Source organism: Halomonas sp. IOP_31 (genome assembly GCF_021151495.1).
GTDB lineage: Bacteria > Pseudomonadota > Gammaproteobacteria > Pseudomonadales > Halomonadaceae > Modicisalibacter > Modicisalibacter zincidurans.
In genome coordinates this window covers 271,091-289,669 of record NZ_JAIRBP010000001.1, presented here as the reverse complement: position 1 = coordinate 289,669, position 18,579 = coordinate 271,091, and the positions used below count along the sequence as shown (strand labels likewise).

The 18,579-nt window shown below is 65.1% G+C and carries 15 protein-coding genes; 6 read left to right on the top strand and 9 right to left on the bottom strand.

The features are described from left to right. Nucleotides 1–83 precede the first annotated feature (83 nt). Both K7I12_RS01445 and K7I12_RS01440 read left to right on the top strand, forming a co-directional pair. Nucleotides 84–641 (top strand): carboxymuconolactone decarboxylase family protein, encoded by a 558-nt coding sequence (locus K7I12_RS01445; protein WP_031383430.1) that lies wholly within the window; start codon nucleotides 84–86, stop codon nucleotides 639–641. A gap of 240 nt (nucleotides 642–881) precedes the next feature. After that, nucleotides 882–3,029, top strand: a complete 2,148-nt coding sequence (locus tag K7I12_RS01440) for an FAD-dependent oxidoreductase (protein WP_031383431.1) — start codon at nucleotides 882–884, stop codon at nucleotides 3,027–3,029. A 36-nt stretch (nucleotides 3,030–3,065) separates the two neighbouring features. Here the strand turns inward: K7I12_RS01440 and gcvP are convergent, their stop codons facing one another. Further along, a complete protein-coding gene (gcvP, locus tag K7I12_RS01435; RefSeq protein ID WP_231662769.1) occupies nucleotides 3,066–5,960 on the bottom strand; it encodes an aminomethyl-transferring glycine dehydrogenase in 2,895 nt (964 codons plus the stop codon). A 95-nt stretch (nucleotides 5,961–6,055) separates the two neighbouring features. Then, on the bottom strand, nucleotides 6,056–6,460 hold the full coding sequence (gcvH, locus tag K7I12_RS01430) for a glycine cleavage system protein GcvH (RefSeq protein WP_031383433.1): 405 nt from the start codon (nucleotides 6,458–6,460) through the stop codon (nucleotides 6,056–6,058). 527 nt (nucleotides 6,461–6,987) lie between these two features. Here gcvH and K7I12_RS01425 point away from each other — a divergent pair. Together K7I12_RS01425 and gcvT are read left to right on the top strand one after the other, a co-directional pair. Beyond that, a complete protein-coding gene (locus K7I12_RS01425; protein ID WP_031383434.1) occupies nucleotides 6,988–8,367 on the top strand; it encodes an alanine/glycine:cation symporter family protein in 1,380 nt (459 codons plus the stop codon). 31 nt (nucleotides 8,368–8,398) lie between these two features. Further along, nucleotides 8,399–9,514 (top strand): glycine cleavage system aminomethyltransferase GcvT, encoded by a 1,116-nt coding sequence (gene gcvT, locus K7I12_RS01420; RefSeq protein WP_231662766.1) that lies wholly within the window; start codon nucleotides 8,399–8,401, stop codon nucleotides 9,512–9,514. Between the two features lie 78 nt (nucleotides 9,515–9,592). Here gcvT and K7I12_RS01415 read toward each other — a convergent pair whose 3' ends face one another. The 6 genes from K7I12_RS01415 to K7I12_RS01390 form a co-directional block, all read right to left on the bottom strand. Next, nucleotides 9,593–10,228, bottom strand: a complete 636-nt coding sequence (locus K7I12_RS01415; protein WP_031383435.1) for an alpha-ketoglutarate-dependent dioxygenase AlkB family protein — start codon at nucleotides 10,226–10,228, stop codon at nucleotides 9,593–9,595. 52 nt (nucleotides 10,229–10,280) lie between these two features. Further along, nucleotides 10,281–10,832, bottom strand: a complete 552-nt coding sequence (locus tag K7I12_RS01410) for a phosphatase PAP2 family protein (RefSeq protein ID WP_031383436.1) — start codon at nucleotides 10,830–10,832, stop codon at nucleotides 10,281–10,283. Continuing rightward, entirely contained in the window at nucleotides 10,804–11,958 is a 1,155-nt protein-coding gene (locus K7I12_RS01405) for a glycosyltransferase family 4 protein (protein WP_231662764.1), read from the bottom strand. Before K7I12_RS01405 ends, K7I12_RS01410 begins: the two co-directional genes overlap by 29 nt. A gap of 89 nt (nucleotides 11,959–12,047) precedes the next feature. Then, the gene (locus K7I12_RS01400; RefSeq protein ID WP_231662762.1) at nucleotides 12,048–12,962 is read right to left on the bottom strand and encodes a LysM peptidoglycan-binding domain-containing protein; all 915 of its coding nucleotides are present in this window, start codon (nucleotides 12,960–12,962) and stop codon (nucleotides 12,048–12,050) included. After that, entirely contained in the window at nucleotides 12,908–13,780 is an 873-nt protein-coding gene (locus tag K7I12_RS01395; RefSeq protein ID WP_031383438.1) for an acetyltransferase, read from the bottom strand. The genes K7I12_RS01400 and K7I12_RS01395 overlap by 55 nt, the downstream gene beginning before the upstream one ends. A gap of 133 nt (nucleotides 13,781–13,913) precedes the next feature. Next, a complete protein-coding gene (locus K7I12_RS01390) occupies nucleotides 13,914–15,863 on the bottom strand; it encodes an acetoacetate--CoA ligase (RefSeq protein ID WP_231662761.1) in 1,950 nt (649 codons plus the stop codon). A gap of 466 nt (nucleotides 15,864–16,329) precedes the next feature. On the opposite strand from K7I12_RS01390, the gene K7I12_RS01385 reads away from it, so the two are divergent. Both K7I12_RS01385 and K7I12_RS01380 read left to right on the top strand, forming a co-directional pair. After that, the gene (locus K7I12_RS01385) at nucleotides 16,330–16,896 is read left to right on the top strand and encodes an MFS transporter (RefSeq protein ID WP_231662760.1); all 567 of its coding nucleotides are present in this window, start codon (nucleotides 16,330–16,332) and stop codon (nucleotides 16,894–16,896) included. Next, on the top strand, nucleotides 16,784–17,746 hold the full coding sequence (locus tag K7I12_RS01380; RefSeq protein WP_231662818.1) for an MFS transporter: 963 nt from the start codon (nucleotides 16,784–16,786) through the stop codon (nucleotides 17,744–17,746). Before K7I12_RS01385 ends, K7I12_RS01380 begins: the two co-directional genes overlap by 113 nt. A 6-nt stretch (nucleotides 17,747–17,752) precedes the next feature. On the opposite strand, the gene K7I12_RS01375 is transcribed toward K7I12_RS01380, so the two are convergent. After that, a complete protein-coding gene (locus tag K7I12_RS01375; protein WP_031383441.1) occupies nucleotides 17,753–18,520 on the bottom strand; it encodes a DUF1338 family protein in 768 nt (255 codons plus the stop codon). Nucleotides 18,521–18,579 lie beyond the last annotated feature (59 nt).

The window sequence follows — 18,579 nt, the reverse complement described above, 5'->3', positions numbered from 1 at the left end:
GAATTGGAGACGTGGAGTAGCATTCTTTGCGCCCGAGGGGGGCTACGCTGGTGGCTGACATACGTCATCACGAGGAGAGTTACATGACGGACTTCACACTGCATACGGTCGACAGCGCGCCCCAGGAAGCCAAGGAACGCCTGGAAAGCACGCAAAAACAGATGGGGTTTTTGCCCAACCTGTTCGCCAAGATGGCCGAGGCTCCGGCGCTGCTGGAGGCCTACCAGACGCTCGACGAGATCTACTCACGGACCAGTCTGACGGCGGCGCAGCAGCAGGTCGCGCTACTCGCCATCAGTTCCGTCAATGGCTGCAGCTTCTGCGTGGCCGCTCATACCGGTGGGGCGAAAGCGGCCAAGGTGCCGCAGGGCGACATTGCCAAGCTGCGCGAGCTGCAAAACCCCGATGACCCGAGACTCAACGCCGTGTCGCGCTTTGCCAAGCATCTCGTCGAGGCACGGGGCTGGGCCAAGGATGCCGAGATTCAGGCGTTTCTGGAGGCCGGTTTCGAAAAACAGCAGTTGCTCGAGCTGGTGATTGCCGTCAGCCTCAAGACGCTATCCAACTACACCAATCATATCGCCGGCACGCCGCTCAACGACGAGTTAAAGCCTCTCGAATGGCAGGATCCGCGTACTTGAGAGATGTGAACGTGCGACACTAGCGGTCGCGCAAGAGAAGGTGGGCGATATACCGGCGTCGGTGTATCGCTTTTTTCATGGTGGCGACGGCGGTGGCCTGCAAGGATATTGGTCGGGTAGCGACTCAACATATGAACGCGTCGCCATCCGGGCTGCTTGGCCGAGTGACTGAAGCATGCGGGTATCGCGTCACCGGCGACGTCGATACCCATCGACCAGCGTGGGCACAGGGGAAATGGATTGAAACGTTATCGCGTGGTGATTCTGGGCATGGTGCTGGTGGCGATCATGGCCTTCTTCGCGGGAGGCTTCGACGATTACCTGACGCTCGAGTCCATCAAGTCGCTGCAAGGGCGGTTCGATCAATGGTTCGCCGATGCGCCCTGGCTGGTCGCCGGCGGCTTCTTCCTCGTCTATGTGCTGATCGCCGCGTTTTCGCTGCCCGGTGCTACGCTGCTGACGCTGCTGGGTGGGGCATTGTTCGGCCTGGGCTGGGGGTTTTTGATCATCTCCTTCGCCAGCACGATCGGCGCCACCTTGGCCTTCCTGGTTTCCCGTACGCTGTTCAGGGAAACCGTGGAGCGTCGTTTTTCGCGCCATCTGAAGACGATCAACCGCGGTGTCGAACGCGACGGCGCGCTGTATCTGTTCAGCCTGCGGCTGGTACCGATCTTCCCGTTCTTCGTCGTCAACCTGGCGATGGGCCTGACTCGGCTGCGTACCTCGGTGTTCTATGTCGCCAGCCAGATCGGCATGATTCCCGGCACGCTGGTCTACGTGAACGCCGGCCAGCAACTCGGCGAACTGCAATCGCTGGGTGGCGTCGTGTCGCCGTCGTTGCTGCTGTCATTCGCCCTGTTGGGCGTCTTCCCGCTGATCGCGCGTAGGCTCGTCGACGGGCTGCAACGCCGCAAGCGTTACCGGGGACATACCAAGCCTCGGCGCTTCGATTACGACATTCTGGTGATCGGCGGCGGCTCGGCGGGGCTGGTGACCAGTTACATCGCCAGCGCAGTGCGAGCCAAGGTCGCGCTCGTCGAACGCGACGCCATGGGAGGCGACTGTCTCAATACCGGCTGCGTGCCCTCCAAGGCGCTGATTCGCGCCGCGCGGGCTGCCCAGAACGTGCGCGACGCCGAGCGAATGGGCGTTCACGCGGGGCCTTCGCGTATCGACTTCGGCGAGGTCATGAATCACGTGCGGCGCGTCATCGAGGAGGTGGCGCCCCATGACAGCGAGGAGCGCTATAGCGGGCTGGGCGTCGAGGTGAAGCGCGGCACGGCGCGGCTGCGTTCGCCGTGGACGGTCGATGTCGACGGCCAGCCGCTGACGGCTCGGCATATCGTCATCGCCACTGGCGCCACGCCCATGGTGCCGCCGATTCCAGGCATCGAGCAGGTCGACGTGCTGACCTCCGAGAACCTGTGGACGCTGACCGAGCAGCCGCGTCGTCTGGTGGTGCTGGGCGGTGGCGCGATCGGCTGCGAGCTCGGCCAGAGCTTCGCCCGCCTGGGCAGCCAGGTCACGCTGGTCGAGGGCGCCGAGCAGCTGCTGGGGCGCGAGGACGACGAGGTCGGCGAATTCGTCGCCGGCCTGCTCACCGAGGAGGGCCTCGAGGTCATGACCGGCACCCGGGCGCTGGCGGTGACGGTCGAGAACGGCGAGCACCGGCTCCTCGTCGAGGCGGCCGACGGTGGCCAGGCGCGTATCCCCTTCGACCGCCTGCTGGTCAGCGTCGGTCGTCAGGCCAACGTCGACGGGCTCGGGCTGGAAGCGCTGGGGGTCGCCACTCGCGACAACGGCACTCTGGAGGTCAACGAGCAGCTACAGACCAAGCTGCCCAACATCTGGGCCTGCGGCGATGTCGCCGGCCCCTATCAGTTGACCCACGCCGCCGCGCACCAGGCCTGGCATGTCGCCGTCAACGCCCTGTTCGGCGAGTTCAAGCGCTTCAAGGTCGACTACCGCATCATGCCCGCGGTGACCTACCTGCAACCCGAAGTGGCGCGGGTGGGGCTCAACGAGCGCGAGGCCAAGGTGCAGGGCATCGCTTACGAGGTCACCCGCTATGCCATGGCCGAGAGCGACCGGGCGATCGCCGAGCGCGCCACCGCCGGTTTCGTCAAGATCCTCACCGTGCCCGGCAAGGATCGCATCCTCGGCGCCACCCTGGTCGGCGAAAACGCCGGGGAATGGCTGGCGGAGCTGACGCTGGCGATGAAGCACAACCTCGGGCTCAACAAGCTGCTCGGCACGATTCACCCTTACCCGACCCTCTCGGAAGCCGTCAAAGGCACTGCCGGCGTGTGGAAGAACGCCCACAAGCCCGAGCGCCTGCTCGGCTGGCTGGCGCGCTATTTCCGCTGGCGACGGGGAGGGCGTCGCTGACATCGCCCTGGCACCGGTTCGTTGAGTCAGATGCCGTCAGTCGCGGTATTCGTCGATGCTCGGGCACGAGCAGATCAGGTTGCGATCACCGAACACGTTGTCGACGCGATTGACCGCCGGCCAGATTTTTCCGGTCTTGGTGGCCTGCGACGGGAACGCCGCCAGCTCGCGGGAATAGGCATGCGGCCACTCGGCGTCGCGCAGATCGGCCATGGTGTGCGGGGCATTGACCAGCGGGTTGTCCGCGAGGCTCCATTCGCCGTCCTCGACTCGTCTTATTTCCTCGCGAATCGCGATCATCGCCTCGCAGAAGCGCTCGATTTCGTAGCGCGATTCCGACTCGGTGGGCTCGATCATCAACGTGCCGGGCACCGGGAACGACATGGTCGGCGCATGGAAGCCGTAGTCCATCAGGCGCTTGGCGATGTCTTCCTCGCTGATCCCCGAACTCGTCTTGAGCGGGCGAGTGTCGATGATGCACTCGTGGGCCACCATGCCGTTGGCGCCGCGATAGAGCACCGGATAGTGCTCGGCGAGACGCCGGGCGATGTAGTTGGCATTGAGGATCGCCAGCTCGGTCGCCTCGCGCAGCCCGCGTGCGCCCATCATCTTGATGTAGGCCCACGAGATCGGCAGGATCGAGGCGCTGCCGTAGGCCGCCGCCGAGACCGCGCCGCACGCCTCGCGCACCCCGGCGATCGGCGTGACCACGTGGTTGGACACGAATGGCGCAAGATGCGCCTTGACGCCGATCGGTCCCATGCCCGGGCCGCCGCCGCCGTGCGGGATGCAGAACGTCTTGTGCAGGTTAAGGTGCGAGACATCGCCGCCGAAATCGCCGGGGCGGCACAGCCCCACCTGGGCGTTCATGTTGGCGCCGTCGATATATACCTGGCCGCCATGCTCGTGCACGATCCGGCACACCTCGCGCACCGTCTCCTCAAACACGCCGTGGGTGGAGGGGTAGGTGATCATGATCGCCGAGAGCGTGTCGCTGTGCTGTTCGGCCTTGGCGCGCAGGTCAACGACGTCGATGTTGCCGCTGTCGTCGCACTCGACCACCACCACTTTCATCTGCGCCATCGCCGCCGAGGCGGGATTGGTGCCGTGCGCCGAGCTCGGGATCAGGCAGATATCGCGATGGCCCTCGCCGATGTCGGCCTGGTAGCGGCGGATCGCCACCAGCCCCGCGTATTCGCCCTGGGCGCCGGAGTTGGGCTGCATGGAGATGTGATCGTAACCGGTGATCTCGACCAGAAACGCCGCCAGTTCATCGATCATCTGCTTGTAGCCGACGGTCTGATCGTTGGGCGCGAAGGGGTGGGTCTGAGCGAACTCCGGCCAGGTGATCGGGATCATCTCGCTGGTGGCGTTGAGCTTCATGGTGCACGAGCCCAGCGGAATCATCGCGTGGGTCAGCGACAGGTCGCGATTCTCCAGGCGCTTGAGATAGCGCAGCATCTCGGTCTCGCTGCGGTAGCGATTGAAGTTGGGGTGCGTAAGATATTCGCTCTCGCGGTGATAGCCCGTCGGAATGCCGTCGCGGCCCTCGGCGACGAGCGCCTCGTCGAGTGCGCTGACCGACAGTTCGTGCTCCTCGCCGAGCAGCACGTCGAACAGCACCGCGACATCGGCAGGGGTGGTGGTCTCGTCGAGGCTGACGCCGACCCGGCCGTCGTCATGCAGGCGCAGGTTGATCTCGTGAGTCAGCGCGCGGCCGTGGATCTTGCCGACATCGACGCCGGTGAGCGTCAGGGTGTCGAACCAGCTGTCGTGTTCGAGGCTCACGCCCTTGCGCGCGAGGCCCTCGGCGAGAATACAGGTCAGCCGATGGATGCGCGTGGCGATGGTGCGCAGGCCCTCGGCGCCGTGATAGACGGCGTAGAAGCCGGCGATGTTGGCCAGCAGGGCCTGGGCGGTGCAGATGTTGGAGGTCGCCTTCTCGCGGCGGATATGCTGCTCGCGGGTCTGCATGGCCATGCGCAGGGCGGTATTGCCGCGGCTGTCCTTGGACACGCCGATGATGCGTCCCGGGATCGAGCGCTTGTGCTTGTCGGTGGTGGCGAAGAAGGCCGCATGCGGGCCGCCGAAACCCATCGGCACGCCGAAGCGCTGCGAGTTGCCGAGCACGATATCGGCGCCCAGCGCGCCGGGTTCCTTGAGCAGCGCCAGGCTCATCAGGTCGGCGGCCACGCAGGCCATCGCCTGGTTGTCCTTGGCGGCACCGATCAGCGTCGCCAGGTCGTGTACGCGGCCGCCATCGCCGGGATACTGGAACAGCGCGCCGAAGACCTCATGCTCGGCGACCGCCTCGGCACGATCGACGATGAGTTCGATGCCCAGGTAGGTGGCGCGGGTGCGCAACACGTCGAGCGTTTGCGCAAAGACGTCGTCGGCGACGAAGAAGCGCTCGCTCTTGACCTTCCTGTTGGCCCGCCGGCACAGCGCCATGGCCTCGGCGGCGGCGGTGGCCTCATCGAGCAGCGAAGCGTTGGCCAGGTCCATGCCGGTGAGATCCATGACCATCTGCTGGAAATTGAGCAGTCCCTCCAGACGACCCTGGGCGATCTCCGGCTGGTAGGGCGTATAGGCGGTATACCAGCCCGGGTTCTCGAGCACGTTGCGCACGATCACCGCCGGGGTGTGGGTGTTGTAATAGCCCTGGCCGATGTAGGTCTTGAAGACCTTGTTCTGGCGGGCCAGGCGCTTCAGGTAATCCAGCGCTTCCGCCTCGCCGCGCGGGGCTTCGAGGGCGAGTTCGCGGTCGAGCCGAATGCCCGCGGGAATGGTCTTGTCGATCAGCGCGGCCATGTCGGCGACATCGAGCGCGGCGAGCATGGCATGCGCATCGTCGGCATCGGGGCCGTTGTGACGTTGAACGAAGGCATCATGACTGACCAGCTCGGCCAGGCGACGGTTGTCTGTAGACATGCAGCACCCTGAAGGAAAGAGGGGCGGTCAGGCCCGGGAAAAGACGTCATCAAACGAATGATGGAAGGGCGGGCGCGCTGCCCGCCCCGTCGAATTCACGCTTCTGCGTCGACGATGGCGGCATAGGCGTCGGCATCGAGCAAGTCATCGAGCAAGTCATCGAGCGCGTCGCTGTCGCCGGTTTTGAGGGTAAGCAGCCAGCCATCCTCGTAGGGCGAGCTATTGACCGTTTCCGGCGCGTCCTCGAGCGCTTCGTTGATGGCGACGATTTCTCCATCCAGCGGCGCGTACAGATCCGAGGCGGCCTTGACCGACTCGATCACGCCAAACTCCTCGCCCTTGTCGAGCGCGCGCCCCACTTCGGGCAGCTCGACGAAGACCACGTCGCCCAGCGCCTCCTGGGCATGGTCGGTGATCCCGATGGTCAACGTGCCGTCGCCATTGTCGAGGACCCACTCGTGGCTTTCGGTGTAGCGCAGGTTTGCGGGAATGTTGCTCATGAGGTTTTCCTATACGAAAAGAAGTTTTCTTATCGGGGAATCGTATCGCGAAAAGCATCGGTTGGCGAGCCTTTGGCCGCCAACGCAGGGCCTGGCAAGACGCTTCCGAGAGGCTATGACCTGACCGTCAGAGTAAGGGTGGGCAGATTTGCCGGGCAAGTCCAGTCAGTGTGCAGCAGACCTTGCCGCATCCAGGCCCCATGGGTGCGTACGCAGCGTGAAAAGGGCATGTTCGGAGCGTGGCGCTCGCAACGGCGACGCGGGTGAAGTCGAGTCCTTGTGATTCGCGCTGACGCTCGGTAATGTTGTCGCGTTTCCTAAAAGAAACAATTATCCGGATCCCACGTGCCACCTTTGCTCCGTGGGACTCTGCATTATTGATGCAAACCAGCAGAAAGTCGGGTTTTCCAACTTGAATTTGGCGTCATAATAGCGAATTCCGCCGGGTGCTTGCTTGCTTACGCTCGTCGCGAGCCCACACTCGGCTTGATAATTGCCAAGACAACAACCGCTAGGGGAGAACGGACGTGGATGCATTGACCAACTTTTTTTCAGCCGTCGAGGGCGTGGTATGGGGGCCTTTGATGCTGGTCCTGCTGCTGGGGGTAGGCCTCTATCTGCAGTTGGGCCTGAAGATCATGCCCCTTCGCAAGCTGGGGACGGGCTTCAAGCTGCTCTGGCAGGGGCGGACCACCGCCGAGGGCGACGAGAAGGAGGGGGAGGTCTCGCCCTTCAACGCCTTGATGACCTCGCTGTCGGCGACCATCGGCACCGGCAATATCGCCGGCGTGGCCACCGCGATCTTCCTGGGTGGCCCGGGCGCGGTGTTCTGGATGTGGATCACCGCCCTGGTGGGCATGGCCACCAAGTTCTCCGAGGCGGTCCTGGCGGTGCGCTATCGCGAGGTCGACGAGGCGGGCGATCATGTCGGCGGCCCGATGTACTACATCCGCAATGGCCTGGGCAGAAAGTGGGCCTGGCTGGGCGGGCTGTTTGCATTTTTCGGCGCGGTGGCGGCCTTCGGTATCGGTAACACCGTGCAGTCGAACTCGGTTGCCGATGGCCTCAGCGAATCGCTGGGCATGCCGCACTGGCTGACCGGGGTAGTGATCATGGTGCTGGCCGGCGCGGTGATCCTCGGCGGCATCAAGCGCATCGCCAAGGTCGCCGGCAAGCTGGTACCGATCATGGCCATCGCCTATATCGTCTGTGGCCTGCTGGTGGTGATCATCAACGCCGATCAGATTGGCGCGGCGCTGGGGCTGATCTTCAAGTATGCCTTCACGCCGGTGTCCGCTGCCGGTGGCTTTGCCGGCGCCGCGGTGGCCAAGGCGATCCAGTATGGCGTGGCGCGGGGAGTATTCTCCAACGAGGCGGGGCTCGGCAGCGCGCCGATCGCCCATGCCGCGGCGCAGACCAAGAATCCGGTTCGCCAGGGCCTGGTGGCGATGCTCGGCACCTTCATCGATACCATCGTGGTGTGTTCGGTGACGGCGCTGGCGATCCTGACCAGCGCCGAGTGGACTTCCGGCGAGACCGGCGCCGCGCTGACGGGCATCGCGTTCGACGGCTCGCTGCCGGGGGTCGGCCAATACGTGGTGTCCTTCGCGCTGGCGGTGTTCGCCTTCACGACTATCCTCGGCTGGGCCTTCTATGGCGAGAAATGCTGTGAATACCTGTTCGGCGTCGCCTCGATCAAGGTCTATCGGGTGATCTACATTCTGGCGATTTTCGCCGGCGCCGTCGCCCCGCTCGAGTTCGTGTGGCTGATGGCGAGTGTCTTCAACGCGCTGATGGCGATACCCAACCTGATCGCTCTGGCGCTGCTGTCTCCGGTGGTCTTCAAGCTGTCGCGGGACTACTTTGCCGGCAAGACGGTGCTGCCCGGCGAAGACCTCGGTCGCTGAGACCGCCCAACAACCTGACCCTGGAGCAATCATGACCGATCTGCGCACGACCCCGCTATACGACCTGCACCTCGAACTGGGTGGCAAGATGGTGGAATTCGCCGGCTACCGGATGCCGGTGCAATATCCCTTGGGGGTCAAGAAGGAGCACGAGCACACCCGCGCGGCCTGTGGGCTGTTCGATGTGTCGCACATGGGTCAGGTTGTGGTGCACGGGCCGCATCCGGCGCAGGCCCTGGAGAGCCTGGTCTGTGCGGATATCGTCGGGCTGGCACAAGGCACTCAGCGCTATGCGCTGTTCACGGGGACCGGGGGCGGCATCCTCGACGACCTGATGGTGGTCAACGCCGGCGACGGCCAGCTTTACCTGGTGGTCAACGCCGCCTGCAAGGCCCAGGACATCGCCCACCTGCGCACCGGCCTGGGTGGCGACTATCGGATCGAGGAGCTCGACCGCGGCCTGCTCGCCCTTCAGGGGCCGCAGGCCGCCGCCGTGATGCGCAGGCTTTGCCCCGCGGCTTGCGAACTGACATTCATGCAGCACGAGCGTTTCGCGATCGACGCCATCCCGGTATGGATCAGCCGCAGTGGCTATACCGGCGAGGACGGCTTCGAAATCTCGGTGCCCACCGAGGACGCCGAGCGTCTGGCGCGGATGTTGCTGGCGCAACCCGAGGTCGAGGTGATCGGCCTGGGCGCGCGCGACTCGCTGCGCCTCGAGGCGGGGCTGTGTCTGTACGGCCACGATATCGATCAGACCACCACGCCGATCGAGGCCAACCTGATCTGGGCGGTCGGCAAGCCCCGGCGTATCGGCGGCGAGCGCGAGGCGGGCTTTCTGGGCGCGGACGTGATTCTGCATCAATTGCAGGCCCGCGATCACCGGCGCAAGCGTGTCGGCCTGCTCGGTGAAGGGCGGGCACCGGTCCGCGAGGGTGCGGAGCTGTTCGACGCCGATGGCCACTCGATCGGTCAAGTGACCTCGGGCGGTTTCGGCCCGACGCTGGGCAGGCCGGTGGCGATGGGCTATGTCGCCAGCGAATCCGCCGAGATCGATAACGTGGTCTATGCCGAAGTGCGCGGCAAGCGCCTGGCGATGACGATCAGCAAGATGCCCTTCGTCACGCCGGGCTATCATCGCGGCTGAAAGGCGTTATAGTAGACTTCTTATACCGTTATCTTGTTCAAAGGCCCCCCAATCGGGTGGCCTTTTTTTTCCAGTCGTTCAAGTCGACGGCGGGGTGCCGGGTCCATGTACCTGACGAAAGGTCAGGCTGAGACGGACCCCGGGAATCGCCCGCGGCAGCAGCGCATGCTGGAGAACGCGCTGACAGCCGCGCCCCATGAGCAGCAGGCTGGCGTGGGGAAGCCAGACATTGAAGGCCTGGCGCGGTTCATGGCGATGGCGAAAGCGCAGCGGCCGTTCGGCGCCCAGGCTCAGCGCGGCGACCAGCGGCGCTGAGCCGAGTTCGGGTTCGTCGTCGCTGTGCCAGCCCATGCGCTCGTCACCGCTGGCGTAGCGGTTGATCAGCACGCTGTTGAAGCGCACGTCGGGGTCGTGTTCGGCGACCCGCGACTGGACGCGATCGCCCAGCTCGCGCACCGCCGGATGCCAGGCCTCGGGTTGGAAATCCCGCTGTGAATAGCGGTAGCTGGCCTCGGGATCGCCCATCCACACCTGGCTGCGCGGTATGGGACGGCGCCGCCCGTAGAGCGTCAGCTCGGGGCGCTGCCACTCAAGCTCGCGCTCGAGGCGTGCCAGCAGGGCATCGGCCCGCTCGGCATCCAGGCAGTGGCGATAAAGCAGTAGCGGAGGCCGGGATAGCAAGACTTCCCAGCCTGACGTGGCGATGAACGGCATGCTTTAAGCGTGTCACGCGCATTCGGCGTTGGCTAGCCGAAAGCGGGCCTGTCTACAGAGGCGTCGCCGGCCACAGCCACAGGCTGGTCTCGGCGATCAGGTAGCCGAGCAGGGCGCCGGCCGCGACATCGCTGAGATAGTGCAACCCCAGCACCACCCGCGACATTGCGATCAGCACCGCCAAGGGCGCGATCACCGCGAGTAGCCAGGGCGCGCTATCGGCGGTCAGCGTGGTGAACGCCACCGCGTGCATGGTATGCCCGCTGGGGAAGCTGTATCTATCCATCGGCGGCATGGTGCAGGCGATCTGCTTGAAGGTGATAAACGGTCTTTCGCGACACAGCCGGGTCTTGACCAGCCGATAGATCAGCGCCGCGACGCCGGCGGTCAGCGCGAATTGCAGGGTTAGCCACCAACCGCGGATACCGTGGAGCAGCGCCTGAGAGGCGATCAGCACGGCCCAGATCGGCCAGTCGCCCAGTCGGCTGGCGATGCGCATCGTCAGCAGCAGCGGCCAGTGGCGGCTATAGCCGGCCAGGCGGTGGCAAGTCTGCCATTCGAGCAGATCGAGTCGTTCAAATGCCTGCAGAGTACGGTTTTCCATGTGCCGTCTCCTGAACCTGTAGCAGGGTGGCGAGAAAGTCATCGGCAACCCGTGACCAGGCCTGCCGCTCGACCCGTTGGCGAGCGGCGCGTCCCAGCCACGCGGTCTGGGCGGAATTGCGACACAGCGCCGCGGCATGGGCGACGAAGGCGGCGCTATCGTGGAAGTCGGCCTTGAGGCCATTGCGATCGTGGTCGATCAGCATGGCGGCGGCCGCGTAATCGAAGGCTACGATGCCCAGGCCGCTGGCCATGGCTTCGGCGACCACGTTGCCGTAGGTCTCCGAGCGCGAGGGGAAGACGAACAGATCGGCGCTGGCGTAATGGCGAGCCAGCGACTCGTTGTCGATGAAACCGGTGAAGATTGTGCCGGGCAGGCGCTTCTCAAGTGCTGCCCGCTGAGGCCCATCGCCGACCACCAGCGGTTGAAGATCGGGCTGCACGGCCTGCATCGCCGTGAAGGTCTCGACCAGCAGATCGAGGTTCTTTTCCTGGGCGATCCGGCCGACATGCAACGCCACCGGCTGGTGCGCGCCGACGCCCCAGCGTCGGCGCAACTCAATGTCGCGCTTGTGCGGGCCGAAGTGCTCGGCATCGATGCCGCGGCCCATGACTCGCACGCGCTTGAAGCCGGCCTCGCGGAGCTCCGCGGCGCGTTGTTCGGTCGGCACCAGCGTGGCCTGGCTGCGGTTGTGAAAATAGCGCAGCGTGGCGCGTATCGGCGCTTCGAGCCAGCACAGGCCATAGTCGCCGGCGTAGTGATCGAAGTTGGTGTGAAAGCCGCTGACGGCGGGGATGCCCAGCCGCCTGGCGAGGTTGAGTGCCGCCCAGCCCAGCGGGCCTTCGGTGGCGATATAAATGGCGTCGGGAGGGGCTTCTCGCCACAGCCGGGTCAGCGCCTTGCGCGCCGGCATGCCGAGGCGCACGTCGGGGTAGGTCGGGGCGCGAAATCCGGTGACCTGCAGCTCGTGCTCCATGCCCGCCGCATTGCCGGGTTGGAAGGGGCGGGGGCGGATCAGTTGCAGCGTCACACCGCGCTGGATCAGTGCCTGGCTGAGTTGATGGAGTGTATGAGCGACCCCATTGATGTCGGGGGCCCAGGTTTCGCTGACCATGGCGAGGCGCATGCGGTATCCCTCGTCGTGCTGAACGTCGTCAGCATCGCAAACGGCAATGACAGCCGTGCGACAAGGGCGTTAAGAGTCAGTGACGCGGCTCAGCGCAGCACCTTGCGAGGGTCGATGGGCTTGCCGCCGTAACGCACGTCGAACAGCAGATCGTAGCGGCCGGTGGTGGCGTTGCGGCTGACCGTGCACAGCGGCGTGCCGGCCTTGACCGACTGGCCTTCCTTGACCTTGAGTTCGCCGCACAGGGCGTAGACGCTCTGCAGATTGCCGGGGTGATGTACGATCACCACCCGGCCGAGCTGGCGCATGGAGTTGGCGAAGCTGACCTCGCCATCGGCGACCGCCTGCGCCTGCTTGCCCTGCTGGGTGGCCAGCAGCATGGGCTGAAGGGTGCCGCGCGAATCGGGTCCGAAACCGCGCACCAGGCGATAATCGTCGAGCGGCCAGGGCCAGTTCTTTTGCTGCTTGGGCAACGGGCCGGGGTCGGGCAGGCTGGCGGTGCGGGTCGAGGCGGGTTTCGCGGGCCGGGGGCGACTGGCGGTGCTCCCGGCGGACGGGCCCGACAGGGGAACCTTGATGAGTTGGCCAACCCTGAGCTGGCCAGGGGACAGTCGTGGGTTGGCGGCCTGAATGCGCGCCGCTGTCGTGTCGAAAAGCCGCGCCACTTCGGTATACGTATCGCCGGGCCGTATCTGATAGCGATACGGCCCGCCACCCGGGGCGCGCTCGCGTTGCGTGGGGATCAGGATGCGCTGGCCGACCCGCAACTGGCGGGCCTTGACGCCGGGATTGAAGCGTTGCAGGCGCAACAGCGGGACATCGGCGCGGCGCGCCAGTTCGCCGAGCGTATCGCCGGGGCGAATGCTCACCCAGTTACCGGCGAGCGGCCCGCCGTTGACCGCGGGCCGCGACTGCGAGGCGCAACCGCTCAGCACAAGCAGAAGCAGGATCAGCGCAGCGAGTCGAGTCTGGCGTCCTTTTCCTGCCACAGAGCGTTGAGCCATTGCTGAAAGCGTTCCTTGTAGTGCGGGTCCTGATGGTAATCGCCACCGAGCATCCATGTCGGCAACTCGATATGACGGGCGTAAAGCGTCATCGGTCCTTCGCGACCGCAGAGAAAGTCCCAGAAGTTGGGGCGCTTCCGGGCATAGCTCAGGGTCACGTCGAGGACCCCGTTGAGTCGCGTACCTAGCAGGTTGATGACCTGGGCGCTACCGCCGGCCTTGGGGCGCAGCAGGTGGCGATAGGGGCTATCCTGCGCGCGTTGCTTGGCGGACGTGAAGCGCGTGCCTTCGACGAAGTTGTAGATGGCCACCGGCATCTGCTGGGCGTGTTCGCAGAGCCGCTTGGTAGCCCGCCGGTCTCGTTCGGCCAGAGCCGGGTTGCGGGCCAGCTGGTGGCGCTTGTAGCGGCGCATGAAGGGGAATTCCAGTGCCCAGAAGGCGATGCCGACGATCGGCACCCAGATCAGCTCGCGCTTGATGAAGAAGCGCGGCATGGGAATCCGCCGATGCAGCGCCATCTGCAGCACGAAGATATCGGTCCAGCTGCGGTGATTGGCGATCACCAGCCACCATTGGTGAGGAGACAGCCCCTCGGGAACGTGGATGTCGAGGAGCGGACGAATCCAGCGTCGCATCCACCACAGGTTGGTGCCCAGCCAGGCCAGCGCAACCTGATTGAGCCCGCCGAGCACGTGCAGGCGCAGGCGGCGGGTCGGGGTGATCAGCTTGAGCGTTGTCAGGATTAGCAGTGGAACGCCCCAGAACAGCGTGCAGAAAATCAGCAGTAGCAGGCTGACGAGCCCCTTCAGGGTCGACATGCCATTCTCCATCAGTGACTTGGCGGTCATGCTACTGCAAGCGCGAGAAGCTGCCCAGCCTTGCGCCACTCACGCTGGCCAATGCTTGGCGCCGGCGTGAGTGGCATATTGCCCAGCCAACGGACGTCGCCGTTCAGTGCTGCAGCTCGGGCAAGTCCTTATACAGCGTCAGCGCCTCGGGGTTGGCCAGCGCGTCCTGATTCTTGACCGGTCGACCATGCACGACATTGCGCACCGCAAGCTCGACGATCTTGCCCGACAGCGTGCGGGGAATGTCGGCGACCTGGATGATGCGCGCCGGCACGTGCCGCGGTGTGGTATTGGCGCGGATGGTGCGCTTGATCTCGTCGCGCAGTGCGTCGTCGAGGGTGACGCCTTCCTTCAGCCGCACGAACAGGATCACGCGCACGTCATCCTGCCATTCCTGGCCGATGCACAACGATTCCAGCACGCCCTCGACCTTTTCCACCTGGCGGTAGATCTCGGCGGTGCCGATGCGCACGCCGCCGGGATTGAGTACCGCATCGGAGCGGCCATGGATGATCAGGCCGTCCTCGGCGGTGATCTCGGCGTAGTCGCCGTGCGCCCAGATGCCCGGGAAGGTCGAGAAGTACGCCTCGCGGTAGCGCTCGCCGTCGGGGTCGTTCCAGAAGCCCACCGGCATCGACGGAAAGGGCCGGGTGCACACCAGCTCGCCTTTCTCGCCGCGCAGCGGATTGCCGTCGTCATCGAATACGTCGACCGCCATGCCCAGCCCGCGGCACTGCAACTGGCCGCGGTAGACCGGGCGGATCGGACAGCCCAGCGCGAAGCACGAGACGATGTCGGTGCCGCCGGAGATCGAGGCCAGCAGCAGCTCGCGCTTGATGTCGCGGTAGACGTAGTCGAACGATTCGTGGGCCAGCGCCGAGCCGGTGGAGAGCACCGCGCGCAGCGCCGACAGGTCGTGGTCCTGCCCGGGCGCCAGGCCCTGCTTCTCGCAGGCGGCGATGTACTTGGCGCTGGTGCCGAACACGCTGATGCGCTCGCGCGCGGCGATCTCCCAGAGCACCTGCGGGTTCGGCGCGAACGGGGAGCCGTCGAACAGCACCAGGGTCGCCTCGCAGGCCAGGCCCGAGACCAGCCAGTTCCACATCATCCAGCCGCAGGTGGTGTAGTAGAACAGCACGTCGTCGGCGTCGAGGTCGGTATGCAGGCGTTGCTCCTTGAGATGCTGGAGCAGGCTGCCACCGGCGGAATGGACGATGCACTTGGGCGCGCCGGTGGTGCCGGAGGAGTAGAGGATGTACAGCGGGTGGTCGAAGGGTTGCGCCTCGAAGGCGATCTCGCGGGCCGAATTGTCGAGATAATCGTCCCAGGCGACGGCCTTGTCGATATCCCCGATGTCGGGTTCGTCGTGGAGGAAGGGAAACACCACGACCTGGTTGAGCGAATCGATCGCCTGGCTGATCCGGGCGAGGCGATCGCGGGTATCGATCGACTTGCCGTTCCAGGTGTAGCCATCGGTGGCGATCAGCACCTTGGGCTGGATCTGGCCGAAGCGGTCGAGTACGCCATTGAAGCCGAAATCCGGCGAGCAGGACGACCACACCGCACCGATGCTGGCCGTGGCGAGCATGCCGATGATCGCGTGCTCGCTGTTGGGCACGAAACCGGCGACGCGATCGCCGGGAGTGACGCCGCTGTCACGCAGCGCCTGGCTGAGCCTGGCGACCCGCTCGTAGAGCTGGCCATGGCTCAGCTCGCGGCGGCGGCCGCGCTCGTCGCAGGCGATCAACGCCGGCTTGGCGTCGCGTCGGCGCAGCAGGTTCTCGGCGAAGTTGAGTCGTGCTTCGGGAAACCAGCGCGCACCGGGCATGGCATCGGGGCGCGCCAGCACGCTGTCGCCGCGCTGCTCGGCGATCACCCCGCCCAATTCCCAGACCAGCGGCCAGAAGTGCTCGAGGTTGTCGATGCTCCACGCATGCAGGTCGGCGTAATCGGCGAGGGATTGACCATGCTCGCGGTTGATGCGCTGCATCAGCGCATGCATCTGGGTGGCTTCGAGGCTCGCCTGGGAAGGCTGCCAGAGTGGCGTGGTCATCTTTCCGCTCCTTTTTCTTGTCCGGGATGGTTATGATTGGCGCGCGCCGGGGTTGGTCCTGGGTGCCTGATCGGCCGGTGAGCGATGACGGGCGCTTGTGACGACCCGGAGGCACGGCTTGTGCAGCGCAAGACACCATCATTGAAAAACGGCTGCCGGAGAATTGTCACGATTGCTCGGCGGCTCGACAAGGAGCCTTTCGGATGACAGGGTTGTCGTGGTTGCTGGTCGCGCAGGCAGATGTCATCCAACAAGGTACGCCACTAAAGGCTCGGGGCCGATTGCCCAGCCATTGCCCACACGGTTTATACAGTTGCCGTGCATAACCACCGGCCGATAGAACGGGCTTGGTGGGAGTAATGGTCGCGGGCTACAATCTATCATCGCTAGCGCATTCCAGCCGCCGGACGGGTTTTCACCCGCTCCGGCGGTCTCGTTTTTCGCCATCGCACTGGAGGTGACGCCCTTGCGCGGCTTGCCGTCAACCCTGCCGATTCTTTTCGTCTGCGAAATAAGCTTCCTGCTCGGCCACGGACTGATCATGACCCTGCTCGGGGTGCGCATGTCCCTGGAGGGCTTCCCGTCGCAAATGGCGGGCCTGTTGATGTCGAGCTTCTCGCTGGGCTTCGTGCTGGGTAGCTACTTTCTCGAAAAACGCATCCGTTCGGTGGGGCACATCCGGGTATTCGCCGCCTGTGCGGCGATGCTCGCGGTTACCGCAATGCTGCATGGCATCTGGATCAACCCCTGGGCCTGGTTGGTCTGGCGGGTCGCCGGGGGCGCGGCCACCGCTGGCCTGCTGATGGTGATGGAGTCGTGGGTTTCGGGCGAATCGAACAACGAGAACCGCGGCAAGGTGCTGGGCTGGTACTTGGTGATCTCGACCCTGTCGCTGGCGGGGGGGGCAGTGGATGCTCAACATCGCCGACCCGGCTTCCTACGTGCTGTTCTCGGTGGCCGGCATGCTGTTCGCGCTGTCGCTGGTGCCGTTGTCGATCCATCGTATCCACGGGCCTTCGCAGTCGAGCCATGACGTGGCCCACAAGATCAGGCTCAAGGAGCTGTACAAGCGGGCCCCGGTGGGGCTGGTGGGGGCTTTCACCGCGGGCCTGATGGCTCAGGCATACTTCGCCATGACGCCGTTCTTCGGTCAGGAGATCGGGCTGTCAACGAGCCAGACCGCCCAGTTCATGGCCACCACCACGCTGGTCGCGCTGGTTGCGCAATGGTCATTGGGGCGGATTTCCGATCGTCTCGACCGGCGCAAGGTAATCCTGTGCATGGCCGCGGTGATGGCGGTGACCGGGGCCTTCATCTCGTTGGCCGCCAACTACAGCTATCTGGCGCTGCTGATCGTGGCCTGCCTGCATACGGCGATGCTGCTCACGCTGTACTCGCTGAGCCTGGCGCACACCAACGACTGGCTCGGGCCTTCCGAAATCATCGCCGCCAACGCCAAGCTGATGATCTGGTATGGCATCGGTTCGATCATCGGTCCGTTCAGCGCCTCGCTGGTCATGCAGGTGCTGGGGCCGGAAGGACTGTGGCTGTTCCTCGGCGCCGCCGCGCTGGCGCTGGCGATATTCGTGATGGTGCGCCTGTACAATGCGCCGAGCGTCACCGAAGAGCCGATCGCCCAGGAGCCCTATGCGCCCATGCCGATTCTGGAGACGCCGCACTATCATAGCGAGCTCGATCCCCGCCACGAGCCGCATCAGCTGGAACTCGACTTCAGCCATCATGACTACGAAAACGCCGCTTTCAACGAGGCGCCGACCGGGGGCGAGGCATTGGCCGAGCAGCAGATGGACCCCGCCGAGCGGCGTGGGCGGGCGGCGCTCGGCGCGGCCGGCAGGCATATCTACCCCGATCGGGCCGACTGAGCCGTTTCAGGCGATCGCACAGCGGGTATGTTCGGGCAGCAGCAATTCGGCGGCACGCTCATGGTTGTTGCTCAGGCGCTTCTGGACCATGGCGATGCCGCCCAGCGCGATGCGATGTTCGTCGCCGTCGGCGAAGGCCAGGCGACGGGTGCAGGCGGGATAGAAGCGATAATCGAGCAATGCCGACACCGGGAAGACCCCTGATTGACGATCGCTGGAGCGGATCAGGCCCGCCTGTTGCAATCGCTGGTCGAGCGCCTCGAGGGGATGGCCGAGGCTGTCGCAATCGAAGCCGGCATGGTGCAGCCGTGGGCCCAGCGCCGCCAGCCAGGCGGCCAGCGGGTGGGCCTGGCGCAACTGTTGATACGTCGTCCAGTCGGGCATCGGCCAAGGGCGGCCGCGGCACAGCAGGTTCTGACCGCGGGTATCGCAATGCTGCGCCTGGTTGACCAGTGCTTCCAGTTGCCGACGCGGTTCACGCGTCAGGGTGCCGGGCTGGAGTTCGCCGAGCACCAGCCACGGCCCGGGAGTGGCGGGCGAGAGCAGCGTTATCAGCACGCCACGATCGGCCATCGCGTACTGCCCGGCGCAGCGGTAGCCGAAGTGCCGGAGCGTCGGCAGCAAGGCTTCGGCGCTGAACGGACCGTGGTTGAGGGTGACGATGACCAGATATTCGGCGTTTTTCGGCGATGGCTTGAAATCCAGCGACCCCAGATCGGGGTGCAAGTGAACGTAATCCAGCCATAATTGCTGCAGGAATTCTTCGCATTGCATGCGTTGGCGCTCCATGCCTGTGCCTTGAGTAGCCAGAGTCCGTGGGATTTGGCCGATCG